Raw genomic sequence first — 23,575 nt, 5'->3', positions numbered from 1 at the left:
AGAAGGATCAGGAGGATTTTTGAACATCAAACGAAACTGGGCAGGCGTGGCCTGCTGTTTTTTACTGTTTATCGTCGTTTGTGTCTCGCTCAAGTTTGATATGACCGGGGCGTTTCGCTCGGCGGGTCGTCCGGAACTGGGTCTGCTGTTCTTTATACTGCCTGGTGCCGTGGCAAGCTTTGTCTCTCGCGGGGGGGAAGTGGTTAAACCGCTGATTGGCGCAATGCTCGCCGCTCCCTTGTGCCTGTTGGTGATGCGTCTGCTGTTCGTGACGTCCCGGACCTTCTGGCAAGAGCTGGCATGGTTACTGAGCGGGGTGTTCTGGTGTGCGCTGGGCGCGCTCTGTTTTCTGTTTGCGCGAAGCCTCGTTCACTACCGCCGCCGGCACAAATAAAAACGCCCTCATTCGAGGGCGTCATGACATTACTGAGCGGCAAAAAGGCCCAGATTTTCTTTGGCGTAGGCTTCAAAATCGGTGCAGCCGCCAATGTGTTTCTGATCGAGGAAAATCTGCGGAACGGTTTCAACCGGTTTACCCACGGTTTTTTCCAGGTCAGCTTTGCTGATCCCTTCCGCGTGGATATCCACATAACGGAAGTTAAAGTCATCACGCTCAGCGGTCAGTTTTTCTGCCAGTTCTTTAGCGCGTACGCAAAAAGGGCATCCCGGGCGTCCAAAAATTACTGCAAACATATTTCTCTCCTGAAACGTCAGCCAGACGGCGAATAACGCCTATAGTGCACGATAACGCCTGCTCATGAAAAGCAGGTTTTACCTGTCGCATTAATACCTGTTGGCTATGTTTCGCCAATTACATCCGCGATTTCTTTGCCTATACTGGCTGCCATTACGTGTATAGCCCAAGTAAAGAGAGACCAAATGACGCCTACCATTGACCTGTTACGTTCACATCGCTCGATTCGCCATTTCACTGACGAGCCCATAACGGACGCTCAGCGTGAGGCGATTATCGACGGAGCCAGGGGGACTTCCAGCTCCAGTTTTTTACAGTGCACTTCTATTATTCGCATCACCGATAAGGCGATGCGCGAGAAGCTGGTGACCCTGACAGGCGGACAAAAGCATGTCGCTCAGGCGCCGGAATTCTGGGTGTTCTGCGCCGACTTTAATCGCCACCTGCAAATCTGCCCTGACGCGCAGCTTGGCCTGGCAGAGCAACTCCTGCTGGGCGTGGTTGATACCGCCCTGATGGCGCAAAACGCCTTTACTGCCGCTGAGTCACTGGGGCTGGGCGGCGTGTATATTGGGGGACTGCGCAATAATATCGAGGCCGTCACCGAGCTGCTGGAGTTGCCAAAACATGTGCTTCCTCTGTTTGGTCTGTGCCTCGGCTGGCCAGCTGATAATCCGGACGTAAAACCGCGTCTGCCGTCGGCGATGCTGGTACATGAAAACCACTATCAGCCTGTCGATCCAGACGTGCTGGCGCACTATGACGAAGAGCTGGCGCACTACTACATGACGCGCGACAGCAACAATCGTCGTGATACCTGGAGCGATCACATCCGACGCACCATCGTGAAAGAAAATCGCCCGTTTATTCTCGACTATTTGCATAAACAGGGCTGGGCGACGCGATAGCCCATTTTTCCTGTGCCTGCCTGCGTGTATGATACGCAGGCTTTTATCAAGTCTTGAGAGGTGCAGGGTGAAAATTGCCATATTGTCCCGGGATGGAACGCTCTATTCTTGTAAGCGCCTGCTCGAGGCGGCACATAAGCGCGGCCATCAGATCGAGGTGCTCGATCCGCTATCGTGCTACATGAACATCAGCCCGGCCGCGTCGTCCATTCACTATAAAGGACGCCATCTGCCGCACTTCGATGCCGTGATCCCCCGCATTGGTTCGCAAATTACCTTTTATGGGACGGCAGCGTTGCGACAGTTCGAAATGCTGGGAAGCTACCCGCTCAATGAATCAGTTGCGATTACCCGCGCACGCGACAAGCTGCGCTCCCTGCAACTGCTCGCCCGACAGGGGATAGATCTGCCGATCACCGGGATTGCCCATTCGCCTGATGACACCAGCGATCTGATTGACATGGTCGGCGGCGCTCCGCTGGTGGTTAAGCTGGTGGAAGGGACCCAGGGCATTGGTGTGGTGCTGGCGGAAACCCGTCAGGCGGCGGAAAGCGTCATCGATGCCTTTCGCGGGCTTAACGCCCACATCCTGGTGCAGGAATACATTGAAGAAGCGAAAGGCTGCGATATTCGCTGTCTGGTGGTCGGTGATGAAGTGGTCGCCGCCATTGAACGCCAGGCTAAAAATGGCGATTTCCGCTCGAACCTGCACCGTGGCGGTCTTGCCAGAATCGCCGCGATCACCGAACGCGAACGCGAAATTGCGATCAAAGCGGCGCAAACGCTGGGGCTGGATATTGCAGGGGTGGATATTCTGCGGGCCCATCGCGGGCCGCTGGTGATGGAAGTGAACGCCTCTCCGGGTCTTGAAGGCATCGAAAAGACGACGGGCATCGATATCGCAGGCAAAATGATCGCCTGGATTGAACGCCAGGCCACCCCAGAATTCTGCCTGAAAACGGGCGGCTAACGAGATTGCCACGCGCTTTTTGCGTAAACTAAGTAACGTTGATATGAAGAGGCTGCACAGCAATGGATATGGATTTACAGATCGTTCCGACTCTGGACACGATGCGAAAGTGGCTTGATGAAGCAGGCATCACCTTTTTTGAGTGTGATTCCTGCAAGGCGCTGCATCTGCCGCATATGCAAAATTTCGATGGCGTATTTGATGCCAAAATCGATCTGATTAATGACGTGATCCTGTTCTCTGCGTTAGCTGAAGTGAAACCGTCCGCGCTGCTGGCGCTGGCGTCCGACCTCTCGGCGATCAATGCCAGTTCTTTGACGGTGAAAGCGTTTCTCGACATACAGGATGATAATCTGCCAAAGCTGGTGGTTTGCCAGTCTTTATGCGCCGGGGCAGGGCTGTCGTTTAAGCAGTTTGCCTGGTTTATGCGCCAGAGCGAAGAGCAGACGTCAATGGTGATGCTGGAAGCCAGCGCGCACCAACTTCTGTATACCGCAGAGGGTGAACAAGAGAATAGTGATTCACCTGAGCAATTTCTGCACTGATTCCTTTCCATTACTACGCAGTCGCTGCCATCGCGACTGCATAATTCCCGCGTTTATGCTGCCTTTAGCCTCGCTTTAAAGCGTTTTTCACCACTCCATGCGCCAATCTGCCTTATCACGTCGCCGCTTCTTGCTTAAAAAATTGATAAAAGGCGTTTTTTAAGCAGAGCTATAGCAGCAGACAGAGGCTACAGTTATTCTTGCGAAGCTTAAAAAAGCGAGCGGAAACCGCCAACGGTTTTTTCTTCTGCGTCAGGCAGAGCGACAAAATATGCACGATTCTTGCATATCTTCCAACGCATACATTAGTTCGTTTGGGAACGAGCTTTCAGAAGGAATAAAGATATGATCGCCTTGAATAAAAAATGGTTATCGGGTCTGGTTGCGGGTGCTCTGATGGCTGTCTCTGCCGGCACGCTCGCTGCGGAACAAAAAACGCTGCATGTTTATAACTGGTCTGACTATATTGCACCCGATACGGTGGCGAATTTCGAAAAAGAGACCGGTATTAAAGTCGTCTATGACGTGTTCGATTCCAACGAAGTTCTGGAAGGGAAACTGATGGCAGGCAGCACGGGCTTTGACCTGGTGGTGCCGTCCGCAAGCTTCCTTGAACGCCAGCTGACGGCAGGGGTGTTCCAGCCGCTGGATAAAAGCAAATTACCGAACTGGAAAGATCTGGATCCAGAGGTGTTAAAGCTCGTCGCCAAACACGATCCGGATAACAAATACGCCATGCCTTACCTGTGGGCGACCACCGGCATCGGCTATAACGTTGATAAAGTAAAAGCTGTGCTGGGTAATGATGTCAAACTCGATAGCTGGGATGTGGTGCTGAAGCCGGAAAACCTTGAGAAGCTGAAAAGCTGCGGCGTGTCGTTCCTCGACGCACCGGAAGAGATTTTCGCCACCGTGCTTAACTATCTGGGTAAAGATCCTAACAGCAGCCAGGCCAGCGACTACACAGGCCCGGCGACCGATCTGCTGCTGAAGCTGCGTCCTAATATTCGCTACTTCCACTCTTCTCAGTACATTAACGACCTGGCAAACGGCGATATCTGCGTCGCGATCGGCTGGGCGGGCGATGTCTGGCAGGCGGCGAATCGCGCGAAAGAGGCGAAAAATGGCGTGAATGTGTCCTACTTCATTCCGAAAGAGGGGGCGCTGGCCTTCTTCGACGTCTTTGCGATGCCCGCTGATGCCAAAAACAAAGACGAAGCCTATCAGTTCCTCAACTACCTGATGCGTCCGGATGTGATCTCCCATATCAGCGACCACGTTTACTACGCGAACGGCAACAAGGCTTCTGTCCCGCTGGTCAGCGAAGAGATTCGCAGTAACCCGGCAATCTATCCGCCAGCGGATGTGTTCGCCAAACTGTTCACCCTGAAAGTTCAGGATCCAAAAATTGACCGCGTGCGTACCCGTGCGTGGACCAAGGTGAAAAGCGGCAAATAACGGCGTTTGAGACCGTGGCCCGGGGCGCTATTGCTTGCCGGGCCGACCAAACCCGTCAGCCGGGCGCATGAAAACGGCCCGGCGATGCGCACCCGAATGGTGCGTTTGCACCCGTTTTGATTTCTGCCGGAGAACACCCCGTGAATGATGCGATCCCCCGCCCGCAGGCGAAAGTCGGTAAAGCGTTAACGCCGCTGCTCGAAATCCGCAACCTGACCAAATCCTTCGACGGGCAGCACGCCGTGGATGATGTCAGCCTGACGATTTATAAAGGTGAGATTTTTGCGCTCCTGGGAGCATCCGGCTGCGGTAAATCGACGCTGCTCCGTATGCTGGCAGGATTTGAACAACCTACCGCCGGGCAAATCGTGCTGGACGGTGTCGACCTCTCCAGCGTGCCGCCGTACCAGCGCCCGATCAATATGATGTTCCAGTCTTACGCGCTCTTTCCGCATATGACGGTCGAGCAGAATATCGCTTTTGGCCTGAAGCAGGACAAGCTGCCAAAGGCGGAAATCACCGCCCGCGTGGCCGAGATGCTGAGCCTGGTACATATGCAGGAGTTCGCGAAGCGTAAACCGCACCAGCTCTCTGGCGGACAACGCCAGCGCGTGGCGCTGGCCCGCAGTCTGGCGAAGCGTCCAAAACTGCTGCTGCTGGATGAACCGATGGGCGCGCTGGATAAAAAACTGCGCGACCGTATGCAGCTGGAAGTGGTGGATATTCTGGAGCGTGTGGGGGCGACCTGCGTGATGGTGACCCACGATCAGGAAGAAGCCATGACGATGGCCGGGCGTATTGCGATCATGAATCGCGGGAAGTTCGTGCAGATCGGCGAGCCCGAAGAGATCTACGAACACCCGACTACCCGCTACAGCGCCGAGTTTATCGGCTCGGTTAACGTGTTCGAAGGCCTGTTAAAAGAGCGTCAGGATGACGGGCTGGTTATTGAATCGCCGGGTCTGGTGCATCCCCTGAAGGTCGACCCGGATGCCTCGGTGGTGGACAACGTGCCAGTCTATGTGGCACTGCGCCCTGAAAAAATCATGCTCTGCGATGAGCCGCCTGCTGATGGCTATAATTTTGCCGTCGGCGAAGTGGTCCATATCGCCTATCTGGGCGATCTCTCCATTTATCACGTCCGCCTGAAAAGTGGCCAGATGATCAGCGCTCAGCTGCAAAATGAACATCGCTACCGGAAGGGGCTGCCCACCTGGGGCGATGAAGTGAGTCTGTGCTGGGATGCGGACAGTTGCGTCGTGCTAACGGTATAAGGAGCGGCGATGAACATGCTTGAACCCACGTCCGCCGTGCGAAAATCGGGCGGGCTGAACCACTGGCTTACGCGTATGAAGATGGCGCACGGGCGCAAGCTGGTGATTGCCCTGCCATACGTCTGGCTGATTCTGCTGTTCCTGCTGCCGTTTCTGATTGTCTTCAAAATCAGCCTGGCGGAAATGGCGCGGGCCATCCCGCCTTATACCAACCTGCTGGACTGGGCGGACGGGCAGCTGACGCTGACCCTCAACCTGGGTAACTTCCTGCAGCTGACGGACGATCCGCTCTATTTCGAAGCCTATTTGCAGTCGTTGCAGGTGGCAGGGATCTCGACGCTTTGCTGCCTGGCAATGGGCTATCCGCTCGCCTGGGCGGTGGCGCACAGCAAACCCTCCACGCGCAATATACTGCTGCTGCTGGTGATTCTGCCCTCCTGGACCTCATTCCTGATCCGCGTGTATGCCTGGATGGGGATTCTGAAAAACAACGGGGTGCTGAATAACGTTTTGCTGTGGCTCGGCGTTATCGATCAGCCGCTCACCATCCTGCACACCAACCTCGCGGTCTATATCGGCATCGTGTACGCCTATCTCCCGTTTATGGTGCTGCCGATTTACACCGCCCTGACGCGTATTGATTACTCTCTGGTCGAGGCGTCGCTGGATCTGGGCGCGCGTCCGCTGAAGACCTTCTTTAGCGTGATTGTTCCCCTGACCAAAGGGGGCATTATCGCCGGATCGATGCTGGTCTTTATTCCGGCAGTGGGGGAGTTTGTCATCCCCGAGCTGCTTGGCGGCCCGGACAGCATCATGATTGGGCGCGTGCTGTGGCAGGAGTTCTTTAATAACCGCGACTGGCCGGTGGCATCGGCGGTGGCCATCGTCATGTTGCTGCTGTTGATCGTGCCGATCATGTGGTTCCATAAACATCAGCAAAAACAGATGGGAGATCACGGATGAACAACTTACCGGTCGTGCGTTCCCCGTGGCGGATCCTGATCCTGGTGATGGGCTTCACCTTCCTCTACGCCCCCATGTTGATGCTGGTTATCTACTCCTTTAACAGTTCAAAACTGGTGACAGTGTGGGCTGGCTGGTCAACGCGCTGGTACAGCGAACTGTTCCACGATGATGCGATGATGAGTGCGGTAGGCCTGAGTCTGACCATTGCTGCCTGTGCGGCGACAATGGCCTGTATTCTGGGGACGATCGCCGCGCTGGTGATGGTGCGTTTTGGCCGCTTCCGTGGGTCGACGGGGTTTGCTTTTATGATTACGGCCCCGCTGGTCATGCCCGATGTCATCACCGGTCTGTCTCTGCTGTTGCTGTTCGTTGCGCTGGCGCACGCCATTGGCTGGCCTGCCGATCGCGGTATGCTGACCATCTGGCTGGCGCACGTCACCTTCTGTACCGCGTATGTCGCGGTGGTGATCTCGTCTCGTCTGCGCGAACTGGACCACTCCATCGAAGAAGCCGCGATGGATCTAGGCGCTACGCCGCTGAAGGTCTTTTTCATCATCACCTTGCCGATGATTATGCCTGCGGTGATCTCCGGCTGGCTGCTGGCGTTTACCCTGTCGCTTGACGATCTGGTTATCGCCAGCTTTGTCTCCGGACCGGGGGCAACAACGCTGCCGATGCTGGTCTTCTCCAGCGTGCGCATGGGGGTGAACCCTGAGATCAACGCCCTGGCGTCGATTATCCTGGGTGTCGTTGGAGTCATCGGCTTTATCGCCTGGTATCTGATGGCAAGGGCTGAAAAGCAGCGCGTACGTGATATCCAGCGTGCAAGACGCGGCTGAAGCATTTAAAATTTCCAGTGGAGTGCCGCGCCTGTCGCGGCACTGTTTTTCAGGGAAGCAAAACATTGGGATTCTTGACTAAATCACGTTATTCGCATGCCCGACTGAACGTCCCTGCGCTGGTGCAGGTGGCGGCGCTCGCCATTATTATGATTCGCTGCCTCGATCTGTTGATGATTTTCAACACGCTGGGCATGCGGGGGCTGGGCGACTTTATTCATCGCAGCGTGCAGACATGGACGCTCACGCTGGTCTTTTTTAGCAGCCTGATGCTGGTGTTTATCGAAATCCTTTGCGCGTTTTCGCTGGTGAAAGGGCGCAACTGGGCGCGATGGGGCTATCTGCTGACCCAGGTTATCGCCACCGTCTATCTGTGGGCCGCGTCGCTGGGTTACGGTTATCCCGAGCTATTCAGCATTCCGGGTGAGTCAAAACGAGAGATTTTTCACTCGCTGATGATGCAAAAACTGCCGGATATGCTGGTCCTGTGCCTGCTGTATTTGCCTGCTTCCAGCCGACGGTTTTTCCAGCTGCAATAATGTGTATAATCGCAGCCCCGCTATTTTTAAGGTTTTCCTATGCAGTGCGCACTCTATGACGCCGGTCGCTGCCGCTCCTGTCAGTGGATAGAACAGCCGGTCACCCAACAACTCGCCGCCAAAATGCGCGATCTGCAGCATCTGCTGGCGGAACATACCGTGGGCGAGTGGGGCGCACCCGTCAGCGGGCCCGAGCAGGGCTTTCGCAATAAAGCCAAAATGGTGGTCAGCGGCAGCGTTGAAAAACCGCTGTTGGGCATGCTGCATCGCGACGGTACGCCGGAAGATTTGACGGATTGCCCGCTTTATCCTGCCTCGTTCGCGCCGGTCTTTGCCGCACTGAAACCTTTTATCGCCCGTGCAGGGCTGACGCCATATAACGTCGAGCGCAAACGCGGCGAGCTGAAGTTCATTCTGCTGACCGAAAGCCAGCGCAACGGAGGCATGATGCTGCGTTTCGTGCTGCGTTCAGAAGCGAAGGTGGAACAGCTGCGTGCTGCGCTGCCGTGGCTTATGCAGCAGTTGCCGCAGTTGACGGTGGTGACCGCCAATATTCAACCGGTTCATATGGCGATTCTGGAAGGGGAGAAAGAGATCTTTTTCACCGAACACCAGGCGCTGGCCGAAAAATTCAATGATGTGCCACTGTGGATCCGTCCGCAAAGTTTCTTCCAGACTAACCCGGCAGTCGCCAGCCAGCTGTACGCCACGGCCCGCGACTGGGTACGTCAGCTTCCGGTCAGGCACATGTGGGATCTCTTCTGCGGCGTCGGGGGATTTGGGCTGCACTGCGCGACGCCCGACATGACCCTGACGGGCATCGAAATTTCGCCGGAAGCGATCGCCTGCGCGAAGCAATCCGCCGCAGAACTGGGCTTAACCCAGCTCCATTTTCAGGCGCTGGACTCCACACAGTTTGCAACCGGACAGGACAACGTGCCGGAGCTGGTGCTGGTGAACCCGCCGCGTCGGGGTATTGGTGATGCCCTGTGTGATTACCTGAGCCAGATGGCGCCAGCGTATATCGTCTATTCCAGCTGCAACGCCCGGACGATGGCGAAAGACATTGCCCGCCTGCCGGGTTACCGCATTGCGCGCGTGCAGCTTTTTGATATGTTCCCGCATACCGCGCATTATGAAGTGCTGACGTTACTGGTCAAAAACCCTTAACCGATAACACTCTTCCGTCTCAGGCCGGGTCAGACGCAGCCGCCACCCGGCGCGTCTATCGCACAATGTTCAACAAAATGTGAACTCTTCCCCGGGGGGAAATCAGGTAAGCTTAAGGCATAAGAATTGAATGAAGGCTTACCGATGAAGCAGATCCTGCTGGTGGAAGATGACCACGATATCGCGGCGCTCCTGCGTCTTAACCTTGAAGATGAAGGCTACGCCATAACCCATGAACCCGATGGGGCCAACGCATTACACCTTCTTGAAAAACAACCCTGGGACGCGGTGATCCTCGATCTGATGCTGCCTAACGTTGATGGCCTGGAAATCTGCCGTCGAATTCGCCAGATGACCCGCTACCTGCCGATTATCATCATCAGCGCCCGCAGCAGTGAAACGGACCGGATTACCGGGCTTGAAACCGGCGCCGATGATTATCTGGCTAAACCCTTTTCGGTGCAGGAACTGATCGCGCGGATCAAAGCGCTGTTCCGCCGCCAGCAGGCGATGGGGCAGGCGCAAACCGCCGGGCAGATCCAGGCGCATGGCCTGACGCTCGATCCGCTGGCGCGCACCGTGCGTTTGCAGGGTCAGGAGGTCGATCTCACTCCGCGTGAATTCGAATTACTCTACTTTTTTGCCCGCCATCCGGGTGAAGTTTTCTCTCGCCTGGCGCTGCTGGAGCAGGTGTGGGGCTATCAGCACGAAGGCTATGAGCACACCGTTAACACCCACATTAACCGCCTGCGTATCAAGATTGAGAAAGACGCCGCCGAGCCGGAGATTATTCGTACCGTCTGGGGCAAAGGCTACAAATTTGCGGAGCTACATCATGATGCGACGCTTTAGCCTGGGCCAGCGCCTGACGGTGCTCTTTATCCTGTTGATGATGCTCTGCGCGACGGTCGCCTGCGTCGTACAGCTCTACAGCAGTATGCAGTACGGAAATGCCATGGTGCAGCGGCTCTCCGGCGGCCTGGCGCAGCAGATTGTGCAGCGCGAGCCGATTCTGAATGCGCAGGGCAGCGTCGATCGCCGTGCGCTGAAGCCCCTGTTTGACCGCCTGATGACCTTTAACCCGAGCGTTGAGCTGTACGTGATCTCCCCGGACGGTGATGTTCTGGCGGATGCCGCGCCGCCGGGCCATATTCAGCGGCAAAAAATCGATCTGGTGCCGATTCAGACCTTCCTGAGCGGCACGGCGATCCCGGTGTTGGGTGACGATCCGCGCAGTCAGAATAAGAAAGTCTTTAGCGCCACGCCCCTGCGCCAGGATGGCGAACTGAAAGGCTATCTCTACATTATCCTTCAGGGCGAGGAGTCTAACGCGCTGGCGGCCATGGCCTGGCATAAAGCGCTCTGGAGCACGGTGCTGTGGTCGTTGCTACTGGTGGCGCTGTTTGGCCTGCTGGCGGGGCTGGTGGTCTGGTACTGGGTAACGCGCCCGGTTAAACGCCTGACGCGCGAGGTGACAGGTCTTGAGCAGGACAGCATCAGCGCCATCAAACAGCTGGCGGCAGAGCCGCTGGAGCCGGCGGTGAACGACGAAGTGGCGATCCTGCGCAATACGTTTATCGAGCTGGCGCGCAAAATAACCTCTCAGTGGGACCAGCTTGCCGACAGCGATCGCCAGCGCCGGGAGTTTATCGCCAATATTTCACATGATTTACGCACGCCGCTGACCTCTCTGCTGGGCTATCTGGAGACGCTGTCGCTGAAGTCTGCCACCTTAACGCCGCAGGAGCATAAGCAGTACCTTGCCACCGCGCTACGGCAGGGACAAAAAGTGCGTCATCTTTCGCAGCAGCTGTTTGAGCTGGCGCGCCTTGAGCACGGCGGCATCAAACCCCAGCGCGAACGTTTTGCCATGGGAGAGCTGATTTCGGACGTGGCGCAGAAGTTTGAGCTGACGGCGCGCACGCGTGAGTTACAGCTGCATATTGACGTGCCGGGCCGTTTGCCGTTGCTGAACGCGGATGTGTCGATGATTGAGCGGGTGGTGACCAATCTGCTGGATAATGCCATCCGTCATACGCCGGCCGGCGGCGAGATTCGGCTGGCAGTGTGGCAGGAGAACGAACAGCTGCAGGTCGAGGTCGCCGATAGCGGAGTGGGGGTGGATAGTACGCTGCGCGACGGGCTGTTTATGCGGCCTTCTGCACTCTCTCCTCAGGCATCGCGGGAGAATCGCGGCGGGCTGGGGCTATTGATCGTCAAACGGATGCTGGAACTGCACGGTGGCGGGATCAGGCTGATGGATTCGGTGAGCGGGGCGCGTTTTCGCTTCTTTGTGCCGTTATAAAAGAGTGCCGGGCGGCGTTATGCTGCCCGGCTACGTACTCAAAACGTTACTGCGGGAACCACTGGTCGCTGATTTTCTGGTACGTACCGTCAGCTTTAATCGCTTTCAGCGCGCCGTTCAGTTTTTCCACCAGGGCTTTATTATCCGGACGTACAGCGATGCCGAGGCCCGTACCGAAATACTGCGGATCGGTCACTTTTTCCGTTGCGGTGCCCAGCTGCGGGTTGGTTTTCAGCCACTCGTTCACCACGGCGGTATCACCAAACACGCCATCAATACGGCCGTTTTTCAGGTCGATAATCGCATTCTGGTAGCTGTCGTATGCCACGGTTTTCACTTCAGGATGTTTGTCCTGCAGGTATTTCTGGTGCGTGGTGCCGTTTTCCATGCCGATACGTTTGCCTTTCAAATCGGCGAAGGTTTTGTAGGCATCTTTTTTGGCAATGACCACCGCTGAGTTCGCGTAGTACGGGTCGCTGAACGTCACCTGCTTGCTGCGCTCCGGGGTAATATCCATACCCGAAATCACCGCATCGTATTTTTTGAATTTGAGGGACGGGATCAGGCTGTCAAACGCATGGTTGGTAAAGGTGCAGTCGGCCTGCATCTGTTTGCAGAGCGCTTTGGCCAGATCGATATCAAACCCGACGATCTGATTGCTGGCATCCAGCGATTCAAACGGCGGATAGGTGGCTGAAACGCCGAAACTGATTTTGTCTGCGGCCGTGGCGCCTGCAGCGAATGTGGCGAGTAATGCGGCCAGAACTAACTTTTTCATGGTAATGCTCCCGTCTGTCAATCTGTCTTATGCACCGTGTCTGCGGTATGGAAATAACAATGCCACTTATTGAATTTATATTCAATAAAAATGATTAAATATTATTTCAGGCATAAAAAAAAGCGGACAACCCAAAAGGTTATCCGCTCTGATGTTATGCAGTTATGCACTTAAGTCGTTATGTAAAGCGAAAAGGCTACGGGCTAGTTTCTGCGCTCGAAGGCTAAGGCTTTACGCTCGATCAGGCGCATCATCAGCGTCAGCAGACCGTTTACCACCAGATATACCAGCCCCGCCGCACCGAAGACCATCACATCATAGGTGCGTCCGTACAGCAGCTGTCCGTGCCCCATCACCTCCATCAGCGTGATGGTGTAGGCCAGAGAGGTGCTCTTGAAAACCAGCACCACTTCGTTGGAATAGGACGACAGCGCGCGCTTAAAGGCGTAAGGCAGAAGGATCGCCAGGGTATCTTTCTTGCTCATCCCCAGTGCGCCACAGGATTGCCACTGGCCTTCGGGAATGGCGCGAATCGCGCCGTAAAACAGCTGCGTGGTATACGCGGCGCTGTTCAGCGAGAGGGCGATAAGCGCACAGAGCCAGGGTTCTGACAGCAAATGCCAGACAACCGGATACTCCTGCAAAGAGGGGAACTGGCCCGGCCCGTAGTAAATCAGGAAGATCTGCACCAGCAGCGGGGTGCCGGTAAACAGGGTGATATAGGCGCGCACCACCCAGACCAGCACCGGTGTTTTCAGCGTCAGGACGATGGTGAAGAACAGGGCCAGAATCAGGGCCACCACAATTGACGCCACGGTGAGCGTCAGGCTGGTGTGCAGCCCTTTCATTAATTCAGGTAAATACTCAAGCATCAGCCCGGTCTCCGTTCAAAACGCGTTGCGCGCAGGTCAATACGTTTGAGGATGTATTGGCTCAGCAACGTGATCACCAGGTAGATGGCCGCCGCCACGATATACCAGGTAAAGGGTTCCTGGGTGCGGGTGGCAATGCTTTTGGTTTGCAGCATTAAATCATTTACGCTAATCAGGCTGACCAGCGCGGTATCTTTTAACAGCACCAGCCACTGATTACCTAAGCCCGGCAGGGCATGACGCCACATTTGCGGCATCACCAGGCGGAAGAAGATCGCGCTCTTTTTCATGCCCAGCGCCTGGCCCGATTCCCACTGGCCCGCGGGCACGGCTTTTAACGCACCGCGCAGCGTTTGCGAGGCGTAGGCAGAATAGAGCAGAGAGAGGGCAATCACGCCGCACAGGAACGGGCTAACGTCAAAGTTCTCAATCTGCATCTGCACCGGAATCTGGACAAACCCAAGATTAAGCGTAAAGCCATCCGACAGCGTGAGCAGCAACTGAGACGAGCCAAAATAGATAAACAGAACCACCAGAATTTCAGGCAGTCCACGCAACACCGTCACCAGCGCTGAGCCGAGCCAGGCGATAGGGCGCCATTTTACTGACTCCCATACCGCGAAGACCATGGCCAGCGCCAGCCCGATAATCAGGGCACAAACGGCAAGGCCGACGGTCATCCCGGCGGCGCTTGCTAAAGGAAAAATTTCGTTCATCAGATCTTACTTCTGGAACCATTTAGCGTAGATAGTCTGGTAGGTCCCGTCTTTCTTCACTTTTTCCAGCGCAGCGTTGAATTTCTGCTGCAGCTCAGTGTTGCCCTGACGAACCGCGATGCCCAGACCGGTACCGAAGTAATCTTTATCGGTGACTTTATCGCCCACAGCCGCCAGCTTGTCGTTGGCTTTCAGCCATTCGGTTACCACGGCGGTATCCCCAAACACGGCGTCAATACGGCCGTTTTGCAGATCCAGCTTCGCATTCTGGTAGCTGTCGTAAGGTACGGTAGTGATTTCCGGATGTTTATCCATGATGAATTTCTGGTGCGTGGTGCCGTTCTGCACGCCCACTTTTTTGCCTTTCAGCAGGTCGACAGAAGCAAATTTGCCTTTCTGACCAATGAACAGCGCGGAGTTATCATAGTAAGGCGTAGTGAACAGCACCTGTTTTTCACGCTCAGGGGTAATGTCCATACCGGCCATGACCGCATCGATGCGGCGGAATTTCAGGCTTGGGATCAGGCTGTCAAACGCCTGATTGCTGAAGGTACAGGTCGCGTCGATCTCTTTACACAGGGCGTTGGCCAGATCGACATCAAAGCCGACAATTTTGTTGTTGGCATCGATAGATTCGAACGGAGGATAAGAGGCTTCCGTCGCGAAACGAATGGTTTGTGCTGCGGTAGCGGAAAGGCTGATGCTAGCGAGCAGCGCGGCGATCAATACTTTTTTCATTGTCTTTTTCCCTAACACATCAGTGAGATAAATAGTTTTTAAACGCGTCGGTTTGCGGATCGATAAAGCAGCGCGCATCGCCTTGCTCTACGATATAGCCGTTTTCCATGTACACCACGCGGCTGGCAGTTTTGCGCGCCACTTCCACTTCGTGGGTCACGATAACCTGCGTAATGTTGGTTTCAGCCAGTTCGCGAATAATGCTGACGATCTGGGCGGTAATTTCCGGGTCCAGCGCGGCGGTGGGTTCGTCAAACAGCAGAACCGCAGGCTCCATCATCAGCGCACGAGCAATCGCCACACGTTGCTGCTGACCACCGGACAGGTGCAGAGGATAGCGATCGCTATAGGGTTTCAGACGCAGACGCTCCAGCAGCTTTTCGGCCCGCGCCATCGCCTGATCTTTGCTCAGACCGAGCACGCGGCACGGCGCTTCAATCAGGTTTTGTACCACGGTGAGGTGCGGCCAAAGATTGTATTGCTGGAAAACCATCCCCACATTTTGACGCAGTTCACGAATCGCTTTATCAGAGGGCGTTTTCGCAAAATCGAAATGATTACCGGCAATGGCCAGCGTGCCCGAACGGGGCATTTCAAGCAGATTGAGGACACGCAGAAGAGAGCTTTTACCTGCACCGCTTGGGCCAAGCAAAACCAGCGTTTCGCCCTCGGGGCAGTTCAGCGTGATGTCGAACAGCGCCTGGTGTGCGCCGTAGAAGCAGTTAATGCCGTTTAGTTGAATACTCATCGGGGCAGTCTTTACTCATCCAGGCAATCTATAGCAATTGAGGCCGCAGATAGTACCGTTGACAGAATAGTTATGCAATATTTATGCGTTAAAAGTTAAATATAAACCGAATTTCTGTTTAAACATAGCACAAAATAGCGGAAGGCATAGGGGGCGAGTATAAATGTCGGCATTCCATCAGAAATGCCGGACATTTTACGGGGTTAACGTTTTTCTTAACGGTTTTCGAGGGACTGGCGCAGCGTGCCGGCAGGGGCATGAACGCTGCCGCCAAGGTAGCGCACATCATCCACGGTCCAGCATTGGCCCTCGCGAATCATCAGCACTTCATCCTGCCAGGTTTGGGTGCCCTGAGTCAGTTTCACGCGCAGGGGAATGTTGCGCGCATCCGTATTCGGGATGGTTGACGCACTGGACACCTCTGCGGTTTCCGGCAGGGTGGTTCGGCTGGAGAACGGATCGGATTTCAGCAGGGCAGAATGCTGCGGATCGCGGTTCGTGTCATTCAGCAGTTTTGCCAGGCCATCGCTCAGATAAGGGCGCAGGGCGGTCATATCATTGCTGCGGTGCTGAATACGATAATCATAGAATTGTTGCGCCACGGTATCCGGGCCGCCCTCAATACAGGGGCCGCTGCGGGTTCCAATATCCTTAAAGGCTGGCGTGACCGGTGTGGTGCACGCGCTGAGCACCAGCGCGCAAGGCACTAAAAGCGTTAAAGCAGAGAAGCGCATGTTGATTTCCTTATTTATTAACTATCCTTTCAATCATAGCGTAACGAACCGATAATGTTGTGACTAAGGTATTGAACGCACATGCCGACGTCCTGCAACGTGAACGATTCAGGGCATCGTTATAAGGAGAGAGAGGATGCAGTTTTCAACTACGCCAACCCTGGAAGGGCAGCCTATTACCGAGTACTGCGGTGTTGTGACCGGGGAAGCGATTCTGGGGGCAAACATTTTCAGGGATTTCTTTGCCGGGATTCGCGATATTGTCGGCGGTCGTTCTGGCGCGTATGAAAAAGAGCTGCGCAAAGCCCGCGAAATTGCCTTTAAAGAGCTGGGCGAGCAGGCGAAAGCGTTGGGCGCTGATGCGGTGGTCGGTATTGATATCGACTACGAAACGGTGGGGAAAGACGCCAGCATGCTGATGGTCAGCGTCAGCGGTACGGCGGTGAAAACCCGTCGATGAGGCGTGCGCTCTCGTCGATCCTGCTGGCAATGCTGCTGGCAGGATGCGTTTCTGACAACGGGATTGTGGATAAAGGGGCCTATGAACTGGATACCCGACACCAGGCCCAGGCCGCCTATCCACGCATTAAGGTGCTGGTTATCCATTACACCGCCGATGATTTTGACCGCTCGCTGGCTACGCTGACGGACAAAAACGTCAGTTCACACTACCTTATTCCCGCAAAACCCCCTGCGCCTGACGGCAAACCGCGTATCTGGCAGCTGGTGCCGGAAAGCGAACTGGCCTGGCATGCCGGGGTCAGTTTCTGGCGCGGCACCAACCGTATAAATGACACTTCGATTGGCATTGAGCTGGAAAACCGGGGCTGGCAAAAAAAGGACGGCGTGAAGATCTTTTACCCGTTTGAGCCGACACAAATCGCCGCGCTGATCCCACTGGCGAAAGATATCATTGCCCGTTACGACATCCTGCCGCAAAACGTGGTCGCGCATGCGGATATTGCCCCGCAGCGTAAAGACGATCCGGGTCCGTTATTCCCGTGGCGCGAACTGGCGCAGCAGGGGATTGGCGCCTGGCCCGATCCGGCGCGGGTGGCCTTTTACAGGAATGGACAACCGCCCAGTCAGCCTGTGGACGAAGCGGCCCTGCTCGATCTGCTGGGGCGTTACGGCTACGACGTTTCAGAAAAGAATAATCCTGCACAAAATAAACGGATAATAATGGCGTTCCAGATGCACTTTCGCCCCGGTAATTGGCGGGGTGTTGCTGATATAGAAACAATGGCCATTGCCGAAGCATTATTAGAAAAATACGGGCAGGGGTAATCCTTCGATAATACAATCGAATACGGTTAATTTTAGTTATAACCCTCTTGAGATTAATCTTAAGTTCAAACTCAATTCATTTTTAGTAAATTGACTTAAAATGGCCTGAGTTTACTATACACCCATAGCTTGCTAAGCAATGTCAAAACATCGCTAGCATAATAAAATTATCTCAGTTTTTTATTTCATCATAATTGATCGCTCGCCTTCGGTTAAATACCGCGGCTGACTCTCATCTAAAATTAAGCATCTTAAACGGGTATAACAATGTTAAGCATCTACGGTAAAAAATTACGTCCGCAACACGAAATGGAAGCCATTATTTCTGCAACCTCAGATTATGAAGAAAGGACATTAAAGAAATGGCAAAAAATTACCACCTCTGACGCTGACTGTATTCATATTATCATCAGCGGAGAAGTTGAATTCCGCCGCGAATCCGATGAACTGTGCATGTTCACGCTTCAGGGTCAGTGCATTTTTGGCCTGTCTGCTATCTTCTATAACTCATCGCATGTTTACGGCCTGGTCCGTGCCAATACCGTGGTGCGCACCATCAAAAAAGAGGCGTTTGAAAAACTGATCACCCAGTGCGGCCTGTGGCCGGAACTGACCAAAGTGCTGGCCTGGTACATCTGCCTGCTGAACAAGCGTGACGATGTTTTAGTCGCCCGCAGCGCCTATTCGGTTGTGCGTGAATTCCTCCTCGAAATTAACGAACTGATTGTCCACCATCAACGTGATATTAACATTTATGATTATATTCAGGAATACACCAACCTGGCCCGCAGTACCATTATTAAAATTCTCTCTGACCTGAAAAAAGGTCAATATATTGTGGTTGAGAAAGGACGTCTTATTACGCTTTCCAACCTGCCGGAAAAATATTAACTACTCCAGCCGGTCCCCTTTTTGACTTAACGGGGACCGCGTATTTTCCTGCGTTTCATCAATCGGTGGCGCGGGTATTTTTCCCTGCGAATAATCCTTCTCTTGCTCCTGCATGGCATGCATAAACAGCGCTTTGAGATCGCTGTTGTCTTGCCGATCCGGTAATTCCGGCGCAGCAGGCGATTCTGTTCCCGGCAGCGTATCGCGTGAGCGATCGTGCCTCTCTACGCCCTCGGGGGCCTGCTGCCAGTCAGCATCATGAGTATTGACGGGAATATCCTCCATCGGCGGCATTGCCGGAGCAGCGGGTGCCGGTATCGAATGTGGCTCAGGGTGCGGGAACGGTTTGCTGACGTAGACATAATGCATCTCTGAAAGCTGGGTTTCCGGTTGCGACACGCTGACCTTTTCCACCACCTGAATCGGGTGACGCAAGTTCCAGTAAGTGTGCGCATAAAGCCCGGCGAGCAGCACGGCGCATATTCCCAGGATCCAGACGAGGGTGTGGCCAGCCCATTTTTTCAGGCTGGGCAGGCGCCAGGAAAACCAGACGGCCTCTCCGGTGGTGAAGCTGCGCTGGGCAGCCAGACAGATAGTGGACATTATGATTTTTTCTCCACGGAAGACATATCGGTGGAACGTGAGGCCTGGAGCAGCACGCTCGGTGTGGTATGCGTATCAAGCATCAGCTGCATCAAGGTCTCTTCACCCGGAAGGCCATCCACGTGTAAGTGCATTTTCTTCTGGAATTCTCGCGTGCGTTTCATCATTTCAGCGGTCCAGTTCTGCGAATGGGTTTCAGGCTGGGCGAGGGCTATGCTGAGCTGCTGATCGAGCCAGCTCACCTCTTTGCTGTCGCTTGCGGCGGTGATGGCATCGTTGCCTTCCGGCGTCAGGCGGTGCAGCTGGGTGTAATTGCCGGTGGCATGCTGAGTGAACCAGTTTCGACTCACCTGCCAGGTGCGGTTATTCATCAGCAGATCGACAGATTTTTCCCCGACGCGCGCCACCACGGCATAGTTAAGATGATTACCCGTTTTCAGCTCGCTGATCCACGGATAGCCCTCATTGACCAGCGTCGACACCGGGGCATTGCCCTGTTTACACATCAGGTTGACCCGGCCCGCGTTCTGGCACAGCGCCTCTTCCGCCGAAGCGTCATACCCCCACATAACGTAGAGCTGGTGCATGGCGTCCGGCTGATTGACCATTTCGTTGTCTATTTGAGGCGCCAGAGCGGCATGCGGCTTCGCGGCGGGCTGTTTCCAGCTCACCGGAACAGGCAGCGGAACCGGCAGATGGGCGTTAATGGAGGGCGTTAACGCCCAGCCGCAGGCGGCGAAGAGGACGGAGGCCACGAGACCCGCGAAGGCCAGGCGTTTTGTCTGCTTTTGGGCGGGCAGGATCTCACCCGCTGCCAGGCGTAAATGGCGCGGGCTGACCTGTGAAGCGCGCTCTGTCCACGCCGCCAAAAGGGAAAGATGGGCCAGCTCGTTTAACTTGCCGATATGCCCTTTGGTCAGCGCATGCATTTTACGCACGCGGGCTGGCGTCAAAGGGGAGATTTCCGCCCCGTGGGATTCACACTGCTGCTGGACATAGTGCAAATATTCCCGGCAGGTCAGTGCGCGCAGGGTGTGGCGGGTGTGCATATATTCCGCAAGGCCGGACTGTTGCAGCAAAACCTTTTCCTGATCCGGCGAGCCCATCAGCACTATCGACAAGCGAAAGTCCCGCTCCTGCGCCCGGGCCAGCAGCATGCCGAGCGCGGTCAGAGCACTCTCTTTCATCGCCTGTATTTGGGAGATCACCAGCACCTTGCTTTTTACTTTCTCGTCCTGCCAGTGACGAAGGATGGCATCCACAGCCTGAAGGCGGTTTTTGCACTCTTTGGTTGTGGGATTGAGTTTATACAGCAGGCTGCTGGCGCTCAGCTTCGGAAAGGCATTGACCACCTGCGTTGCAGGACCTTTAAGCGCATCGCTGAACTGGTTGAGCAGGTACGTGTCGTTACTGAAGAGTCCGACGATCCCCGCCTGCCCGGTTTTCTCTTTCAGCAGGTTAAACACGTCCTGATGATAAGGCACAAAAAAGTCACCAGTGGAACGGGTCACCTTTTTAAAGGGCAGGGTGTTGAAATTAAAATGGCTCTGATACATAACGACTTACCGTCTCTTTACGTGAATAGCAATGGCAGGAAAAATAAGGTAAGCCGTGACGCGGGTCAATTTTCGCACAGGGTAAAAATAACCTGTTCCTGACGCTTAACATTCGATTTTTCTGTCGTCAATATTTTTCTTTATGAAAGATAATGGCGAAGCTGATAGGCGCAAGCGGCCAATATTATTACTCTTTACCTCACATATTGGCGCAGCACGACGCTGCTTATTTTCGCTATGCTCAAGGCCAGATGAATAATGATATTTTCTTCCCTATCCCGATGGGTAACACCGTGCATGATGTTTGTGCTGCTCCTTTTTTGCGGTCAGCAAGGTTACGTCGTCGTTAAAGATTATAAAAAAGTGTCAAATAAGCTGGCGGTGGCGGATAAAAAACCACAAATAAAAGCGTCTGCGGAAAAGCCCTTTGCGCTATTTACCCGGGCGGTACGCCAGACACATTCCGCCGTGGCGGTAAAAACCCCGCTGGCGGCGGAGCTGGAAGGCATTGTCAGCAGTGATGATGCGTGGTTGTCCTTTGCGGTGATCAAAACCCCCGGCGGACAACAAAGCTATCGCGAGGGCGAGAATCTGGTTGGTTTTAACGACGCCTGGATTGAAGCCATTAATAAAGACAACGTGCTCGTTCATTATGAAGGGGCGACACAAACGCTGGCGCTGAAAAAGCCCGACTATTTTAAGGGGGGCGTTGAAAGCTCTCCGGTAACCAAATCGACAATAGATGCGGGTGCAGAAAATGTGCATCTTGATGATTATCTGGTGTTAAAGCCGTTAATCGAAAAAGGGCAGCTGGAAGGCTACAACATTAATCCAAGGAATGCCTCGCCCTTTTATCAGCATACAGGGCTGAAAAAAGGCGATGTGGTGGTGAAAGTCAATTCCGTCGATATGACCGAAGCAAAAGAGGCAAAAAATATTATTGCCAACTGGTCGAAAATGAAAGAGGCCGAGGTTGTCGTCAGACGCCACGCTCACCTTGAAAATATCCGGGTTAATGTTTTAAACAATTAAAAGTGTGCAGATATGAAGAAATCTCCATGGGCATGCGTGGCGCTGACCGCATTGTCGTTATATTCCAGTTCGCTGCTTGCAGCTAACTTTAGCGCCAGTTTTAAGAATACGGATATCCGTGAATTTATTGACACGGTGAGCCGCAATTTAAATAAAACCATTCTGGTCGATCCCTCCGTTCAGGGTTCGGTTTCGGTCAGAACCTACAACGTGCTGACCGAAGACGAGTATTACCAGTTCTTCTTAAGCGTGCTGGATCTGTATGGTCTGTCGGTGATCCCGATGGATAACGGCATGGTGAAAGTGGTGCGCTCAAGCGTGGCGCGCACCGCGGGCGTCCCGCTGGCCGACAGCAAGAATCCCGGCAAAGGCGATGAGATCATCACCCGCGTCGTGCGGATGGAAAACGTCCCGGTACGCGAGCTGGCACCGCTTCTGCGCCAGCTTAACGATGCCACCGGCATTGGTAACGTGGTGCATTTTGAGCCGTCGAACGTGCTGCTGTTAACCGGTAAAGCGTCGGTGGTGAACCGTCTGGTTGATCTGGTTGAGCGCGTCGACAGAGACGGCATGCAGCGCCGCGAAATTGTGCCGTTGCATTATGCCTCGTCGAAAGCCCTGTCGGACATGCTTAACAACCTCAACAACGAAGAGCAAAAAGGGCAGAACGCCCCGCAGCTTGCCACCAAAGTGGTGGCGGATGATGAGACTAACAGCCTGGTGATCAGCGGGTCGGAAGATGCCCGTGCACGGACGCGGGCGCTGATTGGCCAGCTGGACCGTGAGCAGAATAACGAGGGGAATACCCGCGTCTTCTATCTGAAATATGCCAACGCCACTAAGGTGGTTCCGGTGCTCACCGGCATTGGCGAGCAGCTGAAAGACAAGCCCGGCGCAGCTAAGGCGAAAAGCCCCACCGCCCAGAGCGACCTGAATATTACCGCAGACGAGTCCACGAACTCGCTGGTGATCACCGCCCAGCCTAACGTGATGAACTCTCTGGAAAAGGTGATCGACAAACTGGATATCCGCCGTCCGCAGGTGCTGGTAGAAGCGATTATTGCTGAAGTGCAGGACGGTAACGGCCTGGATTTAGGCGTGCAGTGGACCAGCAAACACGGCGGCGTGCAGTTTGGTTCAACCGGCCTGCCTGTCAGCCAGATAAAAGATGGCGTGATGAAAGGCGCGGGCTTTACGGGCCTGGCGACCGGTTTCTTTAACGGCGACTTTGGCGCGCTGATGACGGCCCTGTCAACCGACGGCAAAAACGACATTCTCTCCACGCCGAGCGTCGTGACGCTGGATAACAAAGAAGCGTCATTTAACGTCGGTCAGGACGTGCCGGTTCTGTCCGGTTCGCAGACGACCAGCGGGGATAACGTCTTTAACTCTGTGGAGCGTAAAACCGTGGGGACCAAACTGAAGATTGTTCCGCAGATCAACGACGGCGACATGATTCACCTCAAAATTGAGCAGGAAGTCTCCAGCGTGGATAACAGCGCGACGGAAGAGGCGAGCCTCGGCCCGACCTTTAATACCCGTACCATTAATAACGAAGTGATGGTGCACAGCGGGCAGACCGTGGTGCTGGGCGGTCTGATGGAAAACGTGAACAAACAGTCCGTCTCTAAGGTGCCGTTATTAGGGGATATTCCGCTGGTGGGCCAGTTGTTCCGCTACACCTCGCAGGATACGTCGAAGCGTAACCTGATGGTGTTTATCCATACCACCGTGCTGCGAGATGACGACAACTACAGTGCCGCGTCAAAAGAAAAATATGACCAGATCCGCGCGCGTCAGCAGCAGCGCATGGAAGAGAAAAAACTGGGCATCATTGAGAATGACGACGCGCCTGTACTGCCCGCTTTCCCGGCGAACAACAGCGCCGCACCGGTGAAAACCAGCGCAACCGCCTCACGTAACCCATTTAAAGAGTAAACCGGAGGCGTGAC

27 protein-coding genes are annotated in these 23,575 nt (G+C 54.6%); 18 read left to right on the top strand and 9 right to left on the bottom strand.

All coding sequences use genetic code 11. The features are described 5' to 3' along the window. The first annotated feature begins 19 nt into the window (after window positions 1-19). Window positions 20-394 (top strand): inner membrane protein YbjM, encoded by a 375-nt coding sequence (locus LZP96_RS02775; RefSeq protein ID WP_064325484.1) that lies wholly within the window; start codon window positions 20-22, stop codon window positions 392-394. A gap of 29 nt (window positions 395-423) precedes the next feature. Here the strand turns inward: LZP96_RS02775 and LZP96_RS02770 are convergent, their stop codons facing one another. After that, window positions 424-693, bottom strand: a complete 270-nt coding sequence (locus tag LZP96_RS02770) for a GrxA family glutaredoxin (protein ID WP_064325485.1) — start codon at window positions 691-693, stop codon at window positions 424-426. A 186-nt stretch (window positions 694-879) separates the two neighbouring features. On the opposite strand from LZP96_RS02770, the gene nfsA reads away from it, so the two are divergent. From nfsA to LZP96_RS02715, 11 genes are all read left to right on the top strand, one after another. Further along, window positions 880-1,602 (top strand): nitroreductase NfsA, encoded by a 723-nt coding sequence (nfsA, locus tag LZP96_RS02765; RefSeq protein ID WP_064325486.1) that lies wholly within the window; start codon window positions 880-882, stop codon window positions 1,600-1,602. Window positions 1,603-1,669: 67 nt separating this feature from the next. Beyond that, entirely contained in the window at window positions 1,670-2,572 is a 903-nt protein-coding gene (gene rimK, locus LZP96_RS02760; protein ID WP_064325487.1) for a 30S ribosomal protein S6--L-glutamate ligase, read from the top strand. A 68-nt stretch (window positions 2,573-2,640) separates the two neighbouring features. Then, window positions 2,641-3,117 (top strand): YbjN domain-containing protein, encoded by a 477-nt coding sequence (locus tag LZP96_RS02755; RefSeq protein ID WP_064328092.1) that lies wholly within the window; start codon window positions 2,641-2,643, stop codon window positions 3,115-3,117. Between the two features lie 345 nt (window positions 3,118-3,462). Then, the gene (gene potF, locus LZP96_RS02750; RefSeq protein ID WP_258925681.1) at window positions 3,463-4,575 is read left to right on the top strand and encodes a spermidine/putrescine ABC transporter substrate-binding protein PotF; all 1,113 of its coding nucleotides are present in this window, start codon (window positions 3,463-3,465) and stop codon (window positions 4,573-4,575) included. 140 nt (window positions 4,576-4,715) lie between these two features. Further along, window positions 4,716-5,849: a putrescine ABC transporter ATP-binding subunit PotG gene (gene potG, locus LZP96_RS02745; RefSeq protein ID WP_258925680.1), complete on the top strand. Its 1,134-nt coding sequence runs from the start codon at window positions 4,716-4,718 to the stop codon at window positions 5,847-5,849. A gap of 9 nt (window positions 5,850-5,858) precedes the next feature. Beyond that, window positions 5,859-6,812 carry a putrescine ABC transporter permease PotH gene (gene potH, locus LZP96_RS02740; RefSeq protein ID WP_071892359.1) on the top strand — a complete coding sequence of 318 codons (954 nt, stop codon included), beginning with the start codon at window positions 5,859-5,861 and terminating at the stop codon, window positions 6,810-6,812. Beyond that, a complete protein-coding gene (potI, locus tag LZP96_RS02735; RefSeq protein ID WP_064325490.1) occupies window positions 6,809-7,654 on the top strand; it encodes a putrescine ABC transporter permease PotI in 846 nt (281 codons plus the stop codon). The genes potH and potI overlap by 4 nt, the downstream gene beginning before the upstream one ends. A 17-nt stretch (window positions 7,655-7,671) precedes the next feature. Further along, complete coding sequence (locus LZP96_RS02730) at window positions 7,672-8,193, top strand: YbjO family protein (RefSeq protein WP_198324755.1); 522 nt, start codon at window positions 7,672-7,674, stop codon at window positions 8,191-8,193. 39 nt (window positions 8,194-8,232) lie between these two features. After that, complete coding sequence (rlmC, locus tag LZP96_RS02725; RefSeq protein WP_064325492.1) at window positions 8,233-9,363, top strand: 23S rRNA (uracil(747)-C(5))-methyltransferase RlmC; 1,131 nt, start codon at window positions 8,233-8,235, stop codon at window positions 9,361-9,363. Window positions 9,364-9,507: 144 nt separating this feature from the next. Further along, window positions 9,508-10,215 (top strand): response regulator transcription factor, encoded by a 708-nt coding sequence (locus LZP96_RS02720; protein WP_064325493.1) that lies wholly within the window; start codon window positions 9,508-9,510, stop codon window positions 10,213-10,215. Further along, window positions 10,199-11,668, top strand: a complete 1,470-nt coding sequence (locus LZP96_RS02715) for a sensor histidine kinase (RefSeq protein WP_064325494.1) — start codon at window positions 10,199-10,201, stop codon at window positions 11,666-11,668. Before LZP96_RS02720 ends, LZP96_RS02715 begins: the two co-directional genes overlap by 17 nt. Before the next feature lie 46 nt (window positions 11,669-11,714). Here the strand turns inward: LZP96_RS02715 and artJ are convergent, their stop codons facing one another. From artJ to LZP96_RS02685, 6 genes are all read right to left on the bottom strand, one after another. Next, a complete protein-coding gene (artJ, locus tag LZP96_RS02710; RefSeq protein WP_064325495.1) occupies window positions 11,715-12,446 on the bottom strand; it encodes an arginine ABC transporter substrate-binding protein ArtJ in 732 nt (243 codons plus the stop codon). Window positions 12,447-12,649: 203 nt separating this feature from the next. Beyond that, a complete protein-coding gene (artM, locus tag LZP96_RS02705; protein WP_064325496.1) occupies window positions 12,650-13,318 on the bottom strand; it encodes an arginine ABC transporter permease ArtM in 669 nt (222 codons plus the stop codon). Further along, window positions 13,318-14,034 (bottom strand): arginine ABC transporter permease ArtQ, encoded by a 717-nt coding sequence (gene artQ / locus LZP96_RS02700; RefSeq protein ID WP_064325497.1) that lies wholly within the window; start codon window positions 14,032-14,034, stop codon window positions 13,318-13,320. Before artQ ends, artM begins: the two co-directional genes overlap by 1 nt. A 6-nt stretch (window positions 14,035-14,040) precedes the next feature. Further along, window positions 14,041-14,772 (bottom strand): arginine ABC transporter substrate-binding protein ArtI, encoded by a 732-nt coding sequence (artI, locus tag LZP96_RS02695; RefSeq protein WP_064325498.1) that lies wholly within the window; start codon window positions 14,770-14,772, stop codon window positions 14,041-14,043. Window positions 14,773-14,791: 19 nt separating this feature from the next. Beyond that, complete coding sequence (gene artP, locus LZP96_RS02690; RefSeq protein WP_064325499.1) at window positions 14,792-15,520, bottom strand: arginine ABC transporter ATP-binding protein ArtP; 729 nt, start codon at window positions 15,518-15,520, stop codon at window positions 14,792-14,794. 215 nt (window positions 15,521-15,735) lie between these two features. Continuing rightward, window positions 15,736-16,254 carry a lipoprotein gene (locus LZP96_RS02685; protein ID WP_064325500.1) on the bottom strand — a complete coding sequence of 173 codons (519 nt, stop codon included), beginning with the start codon at window positions 16,252-16,254 and terminating at the stop codon, window positions 15,736-15,738. A 136-nt stretch (window positions 16,255-16,390) separates the two neighbouring features. On the opposite strand from LZP96_RS02685, the gene LZP96_RS02680 reads away from it, so the two are divergent. The 3 genes from LZP96_RS02680 to LZP96_RS02670 all read left to right on the top strand — a co-directional run bounded on the left by LZP96_RS02680 (window position 16,391) and on the right by LZP96_RS02670 (window position 18,432). Then, entirely contained in the window at window positions 16,391-16,714 is a 324-nt protein-coding gene (locus LZP96_RS02680) for a heavy metal-binding domain-containing protein (protein ID WP_006174327.1), read from the top strand. Continuing rightward, window positions 16,711-17,541: an N-acetylmuramoyl-L-alanine amidase gene (locus LZP96_RS02675; RefSeq protein ID WP_064325501.1), complete on the top strand. Its 831-nt coding sequence runs from the start codon at window positions 16,711-16,713 to the stop codon at window positions 17,539-17,541. The genes LZP96_RS02680 and LZP96_RS02675 overlap by 4 nt, the downstream gene beginning before the upstream one ends. Before the next feature lie 267 nt (window positions 17,542-17,808). Further along, window positions 17,809-18,432 (top strand): helix-turn-helix domain-containing protein, encoded by a 624-nt coding sequence (locus LZP96_RS02670; RefSeq protein ID WP_064325502.1) that lies wholly within the window; start codon window positions 17,809-17,811, stop codon window positions 18,430-18,432. On the opposite strand, the gene LZP96_RS02665 is transcribed toward LZP96_RS02670, so the two are convergent. Both LZP96_RS02665 and LZP96_RS02660 read right to left on the bottom strand, forming a co-directional pair. Next, the gene (locus LZP96_RS02665) at window positions 18,433-19,035 is read right to left on the bottom strand and encodes a type II secretion system protein GspB, cryptic system variant (protein WP_064325503.1); all 603 of its coding nucleotides are present in this window, start codon (window positions 19,033-19,035) and stop codon (window positions 18,433-18,435) included. Next, window positions 19,035-20,591, bottom strand: a complete 1,557-nt coding sequence (locus LZP96_RS02660) for a hypothetical protein (RefSeq protein WP_064325504.1) — start codon at window positions 20,589-20,591, stop codon at window positions 19,035-19,037. The genes LZP96_RS02665 and LZP96_RS02660 overlap by 1 nt, the downstream gene beginning before the upstream one ends. Before the next feature lie 152 nt (window positions 20,592-20,743). On the opposite strand from LZP96_RS02660, the gene LZP96_RS02655 reads away from it, so the two are divergent. Genes LZP96_RS02655 through gspD form a run of 3 tightly spaced genes read left to right on the top strand, consistent with a single transcriptional unit; the run spans window position 20,744 to window position 23,561 of the window. Then, on the top strand, window positions 20,744-20,941 hold the full coding sequence (locus tag LZP96_RS02655) for a hypothetical protein (RefSeq protein ID WP_198324777.1): 198 nt from the start codon (window positions 20,744-20,746) through the stop codon (window positions 20,939-20,941). After that, entirely contained in the window at window positions 20,892-21,623 is a 732-nt protein-coding gene (gene gspC / locus LZP96_RS02650) for a type II secretion system protein GspC (RefSeq protein WP_064328095.1), read from the top strand. Before LZP96_RS02655 ends, gspC begins: the two co-directional genes overlap by 50 nt. A 12-nt stretch (window positions 21,624-21,635) precedes the next feature. After that, window positions 21,636-23,561 (top strand): type II secretion system secretin GspD, encoded by a 1,926-nt coding sequence (gene gspD / locus LZP96_RS02645; RefSeq protein ID WP_064325505.1) that lies wholly within the window; start codon window positions 21,636-21,638, stop codon window positions 23,559-23,561. Window positions 23,562-23,575: the final 14 nt, after the last annotated feature.

The organism is Huaxiibacter chinensis, from assembly GCF_022171985.1.
Lineage (GTDB): Bacteria > Pseudomonadota > Gammaproteobacteria > Enterobacterales > Enterobacteriaceae > Enterobacter > Enterobacter chinensis_A.
This window is presented reverse-complemented; position numbering and strand designations above follow the sequence as displayed.